The 13,023-nt window shown below is 71.4% G+C and carries 8 protein-coding genes and 2 pseudogenes; 3 read left to right on the top strand and 7 right to left on the bottom strand.

The features are described from left to right. Nucleotides 1-885 precede the first annotated feature (885 nt). Together ABT009_RS42535 and ABT009_RS42530 are read right to left on the bottom strand one after the other, a co-directional pair. Nucleotides 886-1,533, bottom strand: coding sequence for an SAM-dependent methyltransferase (locus tag ABT009_RS42535; protein WP_351307177.1), 648 nt, complete (start codon nt 1,531-1,533; stop codon nt 886-888). A gap of 282 nt (nt 1,534-1,815) precedes the next feature. Further along, nucleotides 1,816-2,769 carry an SMP-30/gluconolactonase/LRE family protein gene (locus ABT009_RS42530; protein WP_351307175.1) on the bottom strand — a complete coding sequence of 318 codons (954 nt, stop codon included), beginning with the start codon at nt 2,767-2,769 and terminating at the stop codon, nt 1,816-1,818. A 262-nt stretch (nt 2,770-3,031) separates the two neighbouring features. Here ABT009_RS42530 and ABT009_RS42525 point away from each other — a divergent pair. Beyond that, nucleotides 3,032-3,723 (top strand): annotated as a pseudogene (locus ABT009_RS42525) (AfsR/SARP family transcriptional regulator); the annotation flags it as partial. A 343-nt stretch (nt 3,724-4,066) separates the two neighbouring features. Here ABT009_RS42525 and ABT009_RS42520 read toward each other — a convergent pair. Next, nucleotides 4,067-5,218 (bottom strand): annotated as a pseudogene (locus tag ABT009_RS42520) (PP2C family protein-serine/threonine phosphatase); the annotation flags it as partial. 163 nt (nt 5,219-5,381) lie between these two features. Then, nucleotides 5,382-6,140 (bottom strand): IclR family transcriptional regulator, encoded by a 759-nt coding sequence (locus ABT009_RS42515; protein WP_351307173.1) that lies wholly within the window; start codon nt 6,138-6,140, stop codon nt 5,382-5,384. A 574-nt stretch (nt 6,141-6,714) separates the two neighbouring features. Between ABT009_RS42515 and ABT009_RS42510 the strand changes: the two genes are divergently transcribed. Further along, nucleotides 6,715-7,557 (top strand): CAP domain-containing protein, encoded by an 843-nt coding sequence (locus tag ABT009_RS42510; protein WP_351307171.1) that lies wholly within the window; start codon nt 6,715-6,717, stop codon nt 7,555-7,557. 169 nt (nt 7,558-7,726) lie between these two features. After that, nucleotides 7,727-8,677, top strand: a complete 951-nt coding sequence (locus ABT009_RS42505; RefSeq protein WP_351307170.1) for a class I SAM-dependent methyltransferase — start codon at nt 7,727-7,729, stop codon at nt 8,675-8,677. A gap of 38 nt (nt 8,678-8,715) precedes the next feature. Here the strand turns inward: ABT009_RS42505 and ABT009_RS42500 are convergent, their stop codons facing one another. From ABT009_RS42500 to ABT009_RS42490, 3 genes are all read right to left on the bottom strand, one after another. Further along, nucleotides 8,716-9,504, bottom strand: coding sequence for an Fpg/Nei family DNA glycosylase (locus ABT009_RS42500; RefSeq protein ID WP_351307168.1), 789 nt, complete (start codon nt 9,502-9,504; stop codon nt 8,716-8,718). A gap of 86 nt (nt 9,505-9,590) precedes the next feature. Next, complete coding sequence (locus tag ABT009_RS42495; protein WP_351307167.1) at nt 9,591-11,639, bottom strand: beta-galactosidase; 2,049 nt, start codon at nt 11,637-11,639, stop codon at nt 9,591-9,593. Next, a complete protein-coding gene (locus ABT009_RS42490; protein WP_351307165.1) occupies nt 11,636-12,994 on the bottom strand; it encodes a glycoside hydrolase family 36 protein in 1,359 nt (452 codons plus the stop codon). Before ABT009_RS42490 ends, ABT009_RS42495 begins: the two co-directional genes overlap by 4 nt. Between the last annotated feature and the right edge of the window lie 29 nt (nt 12,995-13,023).

Below are 13,023 nucleotides of genomic sequence, written 5' to 3'. Positions count from 1 at the left end.
CCCCCGGGATGAGGGCGTCCGGCACAGCAGGCGCTGGGCATCTGTGAAGCCCGGCGCGAGAACCCGGCCCCCTGCTCGACGGTTGGGCGCGGCCGCACCGGGTTCGCGGTCCGGCCGCCCATGGGCCTGGCCTCCAGCCTCATGCCGACCGCGCCCCCTGCGCAGTCCGACAGGTCCAGACGGGTGGCTCGACCTGCCCTCGGCGCCATCGTTCATCGCGCGGCTCCGGCGGGGCGTGCCAAGGGCGGTCAGCCACGGTCAACGACGGCGCCCGGCGGCCGAGAGATGGGCTGGGGGTCTTTCATGGCAGCTCCAGCCCGCCGTTTCGCCGAGCTCGGTTACCGTCTGGAGGCCCGAGAGTCGGGCGCAGTGAAGGGGAGGCCGCCGCCGTGTCGATACGAAAGAACTTCGCCAAGCTCTTCAAGAGCACGGCCAAGACCTCTGACGGCGAGCTGTTCGCGGTAGAGCGCCCATGCCAATGCTCGCCGGAATGGCCCGGCTTGGAGACGACGGCGAACGGGCACATGCTCCCGGCTCAGCCCTCCAGCCACTACAGCGTTCTCACGAACCCGGAGGTCGGTCCGTTCCTCGCGCGCTGCACCGGTTGTCAGGCTCGCTATCCCCACCCTTGGGTGATCCCGCAGGGTGCGCCGATGCCTTTCGACTGGGCTCGCGATTGAGTACGGGCCGTCTCTGGGCCGTGCGAGGTCACTCACGGGCGACCAACGATGACCAATGACGACCAGTCGGCCGCAGTCGATCAGCCCCGGGAGCTGTGAAAAACCAGGCCACCCGAGATCAATCGCAAGACCCAGGGCAAGAAGCCGCCAGCAGTTGCGGCAGGAGCGATCTGGCCGGCGAGGAGGGCTCCCCGCTGCACCTGGGTCAGGTTGCCGAGCGAAGCTTGTCGTAGCCCACGAAGGAAAACATGCGGGTGCCCAGCTGGAGCGGCATGGGCCGACTGCCGAAGCGGTGTACTCCCACAGCCTGGAGTTGGTCTCCATCGGTGACCCACTCGCGATCGAAGCCCCGTTCTTCGAACCACTTGCAGATCAGCGGCACGCGGTCAGGGTCCTTGCGATGCCTGGTCCAGATGACCCGCCCACCGGTCTTGCACAGCTGCGTGCTCGCGTCGACGGTGCGCTCGATGTCCGGGTCCGCGATGTTGCCGAACACCCCGCAGATCAGCACAATGTCGGCCGGTGCCATCCCATCGTAGTGATCGAGCAGTGCGGCGTCGGCGGCGACAGCTTCGACCTCGTGCAGCCCCGCTGACCGGGCGGCCGCGGCGGCCAAGTCAACGTTCTTCGGGTCCAGTTCCACCAGACGTGCACGTACGTCCAGGCGGCGCGGATGTCCGGGCAGCACGCCCAACAGGTCGCGCCCTTGGCCTGCGCAGAGACTCACCACCCGCAAAGGGCCGGGTGGACAGTCGTCCAGCGCCAGCCGAATGCGCTCCTGAACCGTCAACAGCCTTCGAGCAAGCGGCGAGTCGCGAGTGTCGTAACGGTCATGCCACGTCTGCCAGTCCATGAGCGGGACCCTACGAGAACCCCACTCGGCCACTCCAGCCGATATGCGTAGGGACGAGTGCGCCGCGCTCCCTTGCGGCCCAGTGCCATGGTTCCCACTCACCCCGCTGGCGAAGCCAGTGACTGCCGCTCTGGCGGCGGTCTCACTTGCCGTCTCATTCAGCGTCGTTCACAGCGACCACCGTGGTCAGGAGCACCGACACCGCGGCGCCCACCACGCCGTCCCGGATACGAGTGAGGCGGGCCTTCGAAGGTGGAGACCCGCCTCGCTTGCTTGCCCGTCTCAGATGGTGACGGCGACGCCGTTGAACGTCGTTTCGGGGGTCTGGGGGGTGGTGAAGCGGGCGTTGACCAGGTAGAGGCGGTTGCCCCAGCGGGCGGTGGTGGTGGGGACGTCGAAGCGGGGATCGGTGATCGTGCGGCGCAGGGTGGCCGAGCGGATGTCGGTGTCGAGGTCGAACACGGCGATGAGGTTCTGGCGGTTCTGCACGACGTACAGGGTGTGGCCTATGCGGAGGAGGCCGTCGCCGTTGGCGACGTTGTCCGCGCCGTTCAGTGTGATCTCGGTGGCGTGGCCGGTCTTGAGGTCCACGTGGTAGAGCTTGCCGGGCGTACTGCTGACGACGATCAGTCCTCGGCCGTCGGGGGTGCCGACGACGCCGTTGGCGTTGTTCACGTTGGGTGTCTGCACCCAGTCGCCGCCGAGCGGCAGGCCCCGGACCTCTCCGTCGCGGCCGCGCGGTACGCCGTAGAGCACGCTGTCGCGTGAGTCGGTGAACCAGGCGCGGTCGCCGAGCAGGATGACGTCGTTGATGAAATGGCCCGTCGTGTCGGTCAGTTGGTACGTGTTCACGACTTTGCCGGTACGGCTGTCGACGATCCGCGCGGAGCCTCCGCCGCCTCCGGCGACGTAGAGCAGGCCGTCGTGGTCCAGCTTCAGCCCGATCGCCACCGTGCCGGTGGCGCCCTCGTAGATGTGCTGGCCCTCGCCGGTGCGCAGATCGGTGCGGTAGACGGCGCCGTTGGCGCGCGAGCCCATGTAGGCGTACGGCTTTGCGCCGATGGTGATCCCTTCGGGGAGGAAACCGTCGGGGAGCGGGAACTCGGTCGGCCACGCGGCAGCCGGGGCGGCGTCGGCGGCGCTCGCCGTGCCGGCGCCGGTCGCCACTGCGAGCGCGGCGACGGCGGCACCGCCGAGGACGGCGCGGCGGGACGGCTGGGGGTGGTTCCGGGTCATGGTTCCGTGCCTCCGTGAAGAGTGGGGTGGGGGTCTGCGGACTCAGTACCTCAGCGAACTCTGCGAACTTGTCGGACCACTTGGTGCACTTGATGCAGCTGATGCAGCTGATGCACTTGGTGCACTCGGGTCGGCTCGGTGAACTCCGTGAACTCGGCTTCAATCCGGTTTCGGTTCCGTCCGCTCGTAACGGGCCGCCGCCCGCCGGAGTTCCCCGTACTCCCACCCCGGGGCCGGCTGGCTAGCCTTCTCGGATGACCACCGGGCGCGTCTCGGTGCCGATGTGATCGCCAGCACCCCGGCCGGCTACCGCCTGACGCTGGACGAGGAGCAGGTGGACAGTTCCACCGTCCTGCTGCGCGCCGCCGCGGCTACCGAGCGCTCGCGAACCGGGGACCACACGACCGCTCTGGCCCGGTCAGAGGCGGGGCCGGAGCTGTGGGGCGGCGAGGGCGCGTTCCCCGGAGGTGATGGCGCGTTCCGCGGAGGCACCGGCGCGGTCCCGGGAGGCGATGCACGTTTCCGCGGAGGCGTCGGCGCGTACCCGGCCGACGACCCGGTGTCCGCGCTGCGTGCGGAGCGGGCCACCGCGTACCGGGCGCTCGTGCGGGTCCGCGCCCTGGCTCTCGCGCGGCTTGGGCGCCTGGCCGAGGCGGTCGAGCCGCTCTCCGGCCTGGTCCGGGAGCTGCCGCGAGACGAGGAGCTGCTGGAGCTGTTGCGCTGCGAGGCGGCGACCGCGAGGCCCGCCGCCTCGCCGGCACGGTACGACAGCTACCGGCGGAAGCTGCGGACGAGCTCGGCACCGACCCCGGCCCCGCGCTGCGAGCGCTGCACCGGGAGCTGCTGCAGGGCAAGGCGCCCGCGGTCCGCCGCGGGGTGCCGCACGAGCCCAACCCGCTGCTCGGCCGTGACTCCGACGTCGCCGCGGTGGGGGAGCTGATACGTACTCCCAGGTCACACCCCAGCACCCTCACCCACAAGGCATACGCCGCGGCCGAGTCGGCGCCTGGCATCCGCCACCGCCCTCCGGGGCCCTGACCCCGAATCCGGCGGACCCTGCTCCCACTCCCCCCAGCCCGGATCCGGCGGCGGGCCCTGCGCTGAAGTCCACGGCCCCGGCCTCGTACCCGACGGCCCCGTCCCTGGGCCCACCGATGCGGCCGGCCCCGGAGCCGAACGCCCCTTCCCCCGACCCGCCGACGTCCGCGCCGGCTCCGGAGAAGCCCGCAGTCCCTTCCCCTGACCCGCCACTGCCCGCCCCGGCTCCGGAGAAGCCCGCGGTTCCGCCCCCTGACCCGGCCGCCCCGGCCCCGGACTCCACCGGCTTCCGCAGCATGATCAGTGCCGCGTCGTCGTGCAGGCGGCCGCCCACATGGACCAGCAGTTCCTCGTGGAGTGCGGCGACGGTACGGGACGGGTCGTCGCAGACGTGCCGGGCGAGCCGCTCCGTGAGCGGGTAGAACTCGCGGCCGCGGTCACGGGCCTCGGTGACCCCGTCGGTGTACAGCAGCAACTGGTCCCCGTCGTCGAAGGGCAGTACGTGGAGGGCCGGGGTCTCCCCGCCGAGGGCGCCAAGGCCCAGCGGCGGCGCGGGACGGGTCGGCTCGACGGCTGTGACCTCACCGTCGCGCACCAGCAGCGGCGGGGCGTGCCCGCAGTTCACGACCTCCATGCGCCCGTCCCTCGGGTACCCCGCGACTACGGCGGTGACGAAGTCGTCGGCCGCGAGGTTGCGCGCCAGGCTCCGCTCGATCCTGGCGACGACGTCGAGGAGGTCGGGCTCGTCGTACGCCGCCTCGCGGAAGACACCCAGCACCAGGGCGGCGGTGCTCACCGCGGGCAGCCCCTTGCCGCGCACATCGCCGACGATCAGCCGGACCCCGTACGGGGTCGGCACCAGCGCGTAGAGGTCGCCGCCGATCCGGGCCTCCGCCGCGGCGGCGCTGTAGCGGACCGCCACATGGAACGGGCCGACAGCCGCCGGGACGGGCTTCAGCAGGGCGTGCTGGGCGGCCTCGGCGACCGAACGCACCGCTGCCAGGACGCGTTCGCGCCGCCCGCGCAACGCGCTGGCCAGGGCGCTCGCCAGCGTCACGGCCACCACGGTGGCCAGCACGATCGCCAGGCCGCAGGCCGACATGCCGTCCAGGGTCCCCAGCAGGGCACCGAGGGCGGAGGCGAGGAATCCGACGCACAGGACGGCGCGCGGCCTGCTGAGGGCGGCGGCCAGCGCGGGGCCGACGGGGAGCAGCGGCAGCCACAGCCTGGCTCCGCCGACGAAGGCGAGGATCACGACGGCGAAGACGATCAGCGCGGGCGCACCGGCGGCGACGAGTGCCCCGGAGCCGCCTTCGTGGCCGCCGCCGGTCGGTCGCCCGCCGCCGGTCAGCCGCCTCGTGAACCGCCGCACTGGCCGCCGGCGATCATGCTGATGGTCCGTCTGCCTCATGCCTCTCCGAAAATCGTCACCTGCTGGACTGCCGCACCCGACGGAATCCACGTCCCACGCCGTCCGCCCCTGACGGATTCCTCGTCCGGGGGCGACAGGACACGTATATGTCCGTTTCATTCAGATAACAGGGTCTTCGTACCTGGCCTCAAGCAGGGATTTTTCAGATAGTGAGCGACAGGCCCCGGGTCACGCGTTCCGCCGCCGGGATCAGGCGCTCCCGTACCCGGTCGATGCGCGCGAGCCGGTCCGCCCGCAGGGAGACGCCGAGCGAGCCGAGCGTGTCCCCGCTGTAGACCGGCACCGCGATGCAGACGGTGCCGAGGGAGTACTCCTCGAGGTCCAGTACCGCGGGGGCGGCCGCGTCCGATTCGAGCCTGCGCAGCAGCTCGGTGGGCCGGGTGATGGTGCGCGGCGTGAGGTCGGCCAGCGCGTGCCGCGACAGGTAGTCGTTGCGGGACTCCTCGTCGAGCTCCCGCAGGACGGTCTTGCCCAGCGCGGTTGCATGGCCCGCGTCCTCGAACCCCACCCAGAGATCGACCCGCGGAGACCGGGGGCTGTCGACGATCTCGGCGACGCGGATCTCGCCCTCCTCATAGAGGACCAGATAGGCGGCGGCCGACACCTCGTCCCGCAGCGCGGCGAGCGTGGGCCGGATGCGGCTGAGCAGCGCCTGTCCGCGGCTTCCCGTCTGCAACACGTGCAGCCTGTCCCCGAGCACGAACCCGCCGTCGTCGAGCTTCTGCACGTACCCGTCATGCGTCAGCGTGCGCAGCAGGTGGTACGTGGTGGCGATGGGCAGGCCGGTCTCGCGCGCCAGCTGCTTCGCCGGTGCACCGCCCTCGTGTGCGCCGACCGCTTCCAGCAGTCGGAAGGCCCGCTGCACGGACGAGATGAGCGTAGGGCCGCTTTCAGCACCCATGTCACCAGCCTGCGCCGGGACCAGCGCGCCAGCAAGGTCGCTCGGCACGCGGCCGCAACCCGCACGTGGCCGCCGACCCGCGCGTGGGCGCACCCCGCACGCGGGCGCGACCAGCACGTGGGCACAACCCGCAGGCGCGACCCGGCGGCGACATCCAAGCGGGAGCTGTTATTCCGTGACATGCGTCATATGGCTTCCGGCACTAAGCGGCCCGAATAGTAGATGCCGCTCTGTCGACATATGGGACATGTCCGTCTTGATACAGGGGCACATCTCGCCCGGCTTTCCGGCATTCCACCCGCTCGGCACTTTCGCCCGTTCACGGCACATAAAGGCTTTCTGACGGATCGACAGAATTCCCAGCAGGGTTCGCAACTGTAATCAGCACGCTCGTACGCCCATGACAAGGATCGCCGGAACCTACGAGGCGAGGTAGTACGAGAGCCCTTTGCCCTGTATTGGCGGCCGTCTTAAGAATGGCGGTCCGCAGTACGTCTCCGCAGTTCAGGAGCGGAGTCTGCGCAGAGCACCAGCCGCACAAGGGGCGCTTTGCGATTACCGAGTGAGGTCACCCATGGGGAAGCACCGCAAGAAGAACCACTACCGGCGGATAACCATCGCGACCGTAGCCATAGGCGTCGTGGGCGTGCCGTCCGCCGCCATGGCCTGTACCCAATGGCCGGACGGCAGCGGTAGCGACAGCCAGTACTACAGCGCCGGGAACGACACGATCCTCCAGCAGCGGTGGACGGACGCCGACTGGCAGCGCTGGGCCCGCAACTGGGACCCCTCTTCGGCGGCGTCGAAGACCCCCACCGCGTCTCCGAGCACCGAGCAGCCCTCCGCCCCGAAGACCTCCGCTCCGGAGTCCACGGCCACGGCGACTCCGAGCACTACGAAGACCACCGCGCCCAAGGCCGAGACGACCGCGGCCCCCAGCGCGCCCAGCGCTCCGAAGACGTCCGCTCCGAAGACGTCCGCTCCGAAGTCCACGGCCACGGCGTCCCCGACGAGCACCTCGACCTCCACTGCCTCGGCGTCCGGCGTGGTCGCCCGCATCGTGGAACTCGTCAACGACGAGCGCAGCAAGGCCGGATGCTCGCCCCTGACCCTGAACGCGACCCTGACCAAGGCCGCTCAGGCGCACAGCGAGGACATGGCCTCCCACCAGAACATGTCGCACACCGGGTCCGACGGGTCTTCGCCGGGCGACCGGATCACGAGTGCCGGCTACACCTGGTCCACCTACGGCGAGAACGTCGCGTACGGATACTCCACCCCCGAGCAGGTCATGGCGGGCTGGATGTCCAGCCCCGGCCACAAGGCCAACATCCTCAACTGCTCGTTCAAGGAGATCGGCGTCGGTCTGGCCCAGCCCAACGACTACTGGACCCAGGACTTCGGCGCGGCCCGGTAAGCAGTCACGAGCCGCAGACAAGCAGCTCACGAACCCACACCAGCAGGAGGGGACGGCTCTCGGCGTACGCAAACCCGTACGCCGAGAGCCGGATGTGCATGGCCGGGTCACAGAACCATCACAGGAATGACAGCCGGGCGTTTCCTTGCGGCCCCTAACGTGGCGGCCCATGACGGAAACCTCCGCGCCCCGACCTGTACAGCGGCCCCGTGCCCTCGGCGAGGTGAAGGGGTGGTTCCCGAGCCTTGACCAAGTGCTCTTCGACCGCTTCCTCTCCCGCCAGGAGCGGCTCGGGGAGCACGGGGACCTGCTGGAGATGGGCGTCTACATGGGCAAGAGCGCCATCTTCACCGGGAGCTATCTGCGGCCGGGCGAGCGCTTCACGGTCTGCGACCTCTTCGACGCCGAAGACGCGCCGGACGCCGGCAACGCGGCGGAGGCCCGGAAGTCGTACGCGGCCCTGACCCGCGCCGCCTTCGAGCAGAACTACCTGGCCTTCCACGACCGCCTGCCCGAGGTCGTACAAGGTCCCACGTCGCTGGTCCCCGGGGTGGTCGAGGCGGACACCTGCAGGTTCGTACACGTCGACGCGTCACATCTGTACGAGCACGTGGCGATGGACATCGGCACCGCTCGGAGAGTCCTGCTGCCGAACGGCGTGGTCGTCCTGGACGACTTCCGCTCCGAGCACACCCCGGGCGTGGCCGCGGCCACCTGGGAGGCGGTCTTCGACCGCGGGCTGCGTCCCATCTGTCTCACCACGCAGAAGTTCTACGGCACGTGGGGCGAGCCGGAGCCGTTCCTGGAGGAGCTGCTCGGCGACACGGAGTGGCGCGCCGGCATCAGCATGAGCCGGCAGCAGATCGCCGGGCGGCACGTCCTGCGTTTCTCGGGCCGCCCGCCGAACCCGGCCGCTCCCGAATCCCGCTACGGGCACGAGCGCCGGGACACCGAGGCGGGCGCCGCACGGTCGGCGGGCCTCGCGACGCCTCCCGTCGCCGGATCCTCCACACACCCCGCAGCCGCGCCCCGACGGCCGTCAGCCGCCCGCCGGATCGCCGTCGACATCCTCCCGCCGATCGTCACGCGCACGATCCGCCGACGGCGGCGCCGGAGCTAGAAGGCCGGACGCAGAACGCGGCAACGGTCCCGCAGCGGTCATGAGGGAGCCGGCTGGCACCGCGGGCACCAGACGGTCCCGCGTCCCGCGATGCGCTGGCGGCGCAGTGGCTCGCCGCATCGCGGGCAGGCCGCATCGGGATCGTCGCGGCGGCCCGTGAGCCAGGACCTGCGGGGCGGTACGCAGCCTGCGCTGATCGCCGACCGCAGCGTGCGGCGCATCTCCGTGTACAGCCGGGCTCGCTGGGCGTCGGTGAGATCACCGGCCCTGGTCGCGGGGTGGATCCGTGCACGCCACAGGATCTCGTCGGCCAGCAGGTTGCCGAGACCGGCCAGTACCGACTGGTCCGTGAGGACGGACTTGATGCGCCCGCGACGGCCCGCAAGAGCGGCCTCGAAGCCCTTGCGGTCGACAGCCATCGCATCGGGACCCTGGCGGTCCAGGATGCGCGCCACGCCGGAGTCGTCGGCCAGCCACACACCCTGCAGTTTGCGCTGGTCGCGGTAGCGGAGCCGGCGGTCGTGGTCCACGGCGAAGACCACCCGGTCATGTGGATGGGGCGCGTCGTCGGGGCCGCAGCAGACCAGCTGTCCGGTCATGCCGAAGTGCAGCATGACGGTGGGCCCGCCGGCGGTGTGGGCGAGCAGCCACTTTCCGTGCCGCTCGGGCTCGGTGAACCTCCGGCCTTCCAGTTCGCGGCGCAGCTTCCGGGCGCTGACGCCGTGCAGGACGCCCGCGTCGCGTACCTCGACCCGCTCGATCCGACTGCCCTGCGCGCAGGAGGCGAGAACCTCCCGGAACGCCTCGACATCCGGCAGCTCAGGCATACCGTCCACCGCCATCCGCGCACTCGGTCGCAGTGGATCCCACGTGGGGTCCACTGCGACCGAGTACCCCGGGCGGCCAGGCGTCCTCAGGAGCCGTGCGGCTCCCGTACGACCGTGATGTCGCCGGGCGCGACGACGACCGACCCGGCGGCCGGCTTGCCGGTCAGCAGTTCGGTGGCGTCGGGCACGACCGCGACCTCCGCACCGTCACCGGCGTGGTCGATCAGGAAGAGGTAGTCGGCGTCCGCGCCCCTGCGCCGGACCACCTCGACCCCGGGCGGCACGGCGCCGCTACGAAGGACCGGCAGGACCCCCGCCTCCTCACAGACGCGGCCGATGAGGGCGGCGAGCGTGGCCGGGTCCGGGCGCGTGGCCACGTACCAGGCCGTGCCCTCCCCGTGGGCGTTCCGGGTCACGGCCGGGGCGCCGTTCAGAGGCCCGTCCGCGTACGACGCGACCGCCTCCGCGCCCGCGAGCCCCAGCCGCTCCGACCACAGGGTGCCCGTGGCGCCGTCCGGCACCGCGCCGGTCAGGCCCACGGACTCGCCCGGCAGCAGCGGGAAGAGTTCGTCGGTGCGTACGCCGAGGGCGTCCCGGAAGGCACCCGGGTAACCCCCCAGCCGTACATGGCAGTTCTCGTCGACCGCGCCGCTGTGGAAGCCGATGGCGAGGGTGCCGCCGCGCTCGGCGAAGCCGGTGAGGTTGGCCGCGCCCGCGTCGTCGACCAGGTACAGGCTCGGCGCCAGCACCAGGCGATAGCGGGAGAGGTCGGCGTCCGGGCGTACGAAGTCCACCGCGATCCCGGCCCGCCACAGCGGCTCGTACCAGTCCCGTACGAGGTCCTGGAAGCGCAGCTCGCCGCTGGGCTGCGAGGGGAGCTCCAGGGCCCAGCGGGCGTCCCAGTCCCAGACGATCGCCACCTCGGCCGTACCGGTGCTGCCGCGCACCTCGGCGAGGGCCTTGAGGTCGGCGCCGAGCCGGACCACGTCCCGCCAGATCTGGCTGTCCGTCCCGGCGTGCGGCAGCATCGCGGAGTGCCACTGCTCGGCGCCCGCCTTTGCGGCCCGCCACTGGAAGTACGCGATGCCGTCCGCGCCGCGCGCGACATGGGCGAGGGCGTTGCGGCGCAGCTCGCCCGGGCGCTTCGCGCGGTTGACGGGCTGCCAGTTGACGGCGCCTGTGGAATGCTCCATCAGCAGCCAGGGCCCGCCCGCCAGCGAGCGCACCAGATCGCCGCTGAGCGCGATGTCGATCTCCGACTCGGGGTCGGCGGACATCAGGTAGTGGTCGTTGGAGACGACGTCCAGCTCGGGCGCCCAGCGCCAGTAGTCGAGCGCGTCGAAGTTCTGCATCACCATGAAGTTGGTGGTGGCGGGGATGGCGGGGGCCACCTCGCGCAGCACGTCCCGCTCGGCGGTGTACAGCGACAGCAGCTCGTCGGAGCAGAAGCGCCGCCAGTCCAGCTGGTGCGTCGGGTTGGGCACGGCTCCGGTCGCGCGGGGCGGCAGGATCTCGTCCCAGTCGTAGTACCACTGGCTCCAGAACGTGGTACCCCAGGCGTGGTTGAGCGCGGCCAGGTCGTCCCCGTACCGCGCCCGCAGCCACCGTCGGAAGGCAGCAGCGCTGGTGTCGCAGTAGCAGGCCGCGTTGTGGCAGCCGTACTCGTTGTGCACGTGCCACATGACGACGGCCGGGTGGTCCGCGTACCGCTCGGCGATGGCCCCGGCGATCCGCAGGGCGGCCTCACGGTAGGCGGGGCTGCTGGGGCAGAACGTCTGGCGGCTGCCGTAGGAGAGGGTGCGGCCGTCGCGGTCGACGGGCAGCGCCTCGGGGTGGGCCCGGAAGAACCAGGCGGGAGGCGCGGCCGTGGGCGTGGCGAGATCGGCGGCGATGCCGTTCTCGTGGAGCAGGTCGAGGATCCGGTCCATGCGGGCGAAGTCGTATACGCCCTCGGCGGGTTCGAGGAGCGCCCAGGAGAAGATGCCGACGCTGACCATGGTCACACCGGCCTCGCGCATCAGGCGCACGTCCTCGGCCCAGACCTCCGCGGGCCACTGCTCGGGGTTGTAGTCACCGCCGTAGGCGATACCGGGCAGGGACAGACGGCGCTTGGCGCTCAGGGGGAGGCTGGTCACTGGGAGGCTCCCTCTACGGCGAGGCGGGACGGGGTGGTGAGCAGACGGCGGGTGGTGTCCAGGCCCCAGTCGTCCAGGGAGAGCAGCCGGTCGCTGCTGGCCATCAGGCCGCCGGTGGCCTCCACGTGCGCGGCCCAGCGTTCCCGTGTCTCGACGGCGGGACGGGCCATCAGGCAGTCGGGATCGTTGACCCAGAAGCGCCCGTGCTGCCACTGGCGGCCCACGCCGGCGAACTCGGCGGCCTCCTGTCCGGGCTGGCTGAAGTCGCCGTTCTCGGGATCGCGGTACGGGGCCGTGTCCGGGCTGACGCGCATGGCGTCGAAGAGCCCGATGGACGGCAGGGCGGGCGCACCGCACCCGAGCAGATACGCGTCGGGGCCGATCGCCTGGCGGATCAGGGTGATGCCCTCGCGGTAGGCGGTGAGGGCATCGGCGCCGGAGTGGCGGACGCCGTCCATCGCCCCCGCGTACAGGAAGTCGACCTTGAAGTAGTCGTAGCCCTCGACGCGCAGGGTCGCGAAGACATCGACGAGATAGGCGGCCGCGCCCGGGTGGGTGGTGTCCAGGACGTACAGGTCGTGGCCCCAGTTGCGCCCGGCGTGCAGGGGCGCGCCGTCGGCGTCCCGTACCAGCCAGTCCGGGTGCGCGGTGGCGAGCTCGCTGTCGGGGGCAACCAGGAACGGGGCGGTCCAGATGCCGGCCCGGCGGCCGCTCTCGCGGATGGTGTCGGCGAGCCCGGCGCGGGAGCGGAAGCGGCCGGAGAGGGTGAGCCAGTCGCCGAGCGCGCTCTGGTAGCCGTCGTCGATCTGGACGACGTCGATGGGCAGACCGAGCGTGTCCATCGCGCCGAGGTTCTCGTGGATGTCGTCCTCGGTGACGGCGGTGAAGTACTCGTACCAGGAGCACCACACGGTCGGCGCCGGGAGCGGCGCCGACAGCCCGAGGGCCTGGACGACACCGTCCGCCCAGGCGGCAAGCGCTGCCTGGATACCGCCGGGGCCCGCGTGGCTGTGCTCGGTGACCGGCCCGTCGGCGCTCACCTCGGCGCGCCCGTCGCGGACCTCGAGCCGGATCGACGGCACGGCTCGCAGCGGATCGGCGGCCGCCCACAGCCGCACCGGCGAGCCGTCGCCCGGGTCGAGCGCCAGCAGCCCCTCGCCGTGGAACGTGCCGGCCGGAACGGTGACCCCGGGCCGGTAGCAGACCGTCGCCCAGTTGTCGTTCGTCGGGCGGTACGGCGCCGCGTCGAGAGCGTAGGCGCCGCTGGGGCTCCAGGACTGCCAGCCCTCCTCGTGGACCCGAGCGGTGCCGGGGTCCACGGGTACGGAGGCGAGGTGGGTGAAGGGGGACGGCACGGTGGTTCTCTTTTCCGGCGGTACGGGAC

This window comes from Streptomyces sp. NPDC002896, assembly GCF_040295225.1.
Classification (GTDB): domain Bacteria; phylum Actinomycetota; class Actinomycetes; order Streptomycetales; family Streptomycetaceae; genus Streptomyces.
This window is presented reverse-complemented; position numbering and strand designations above follow the sequence as displayed.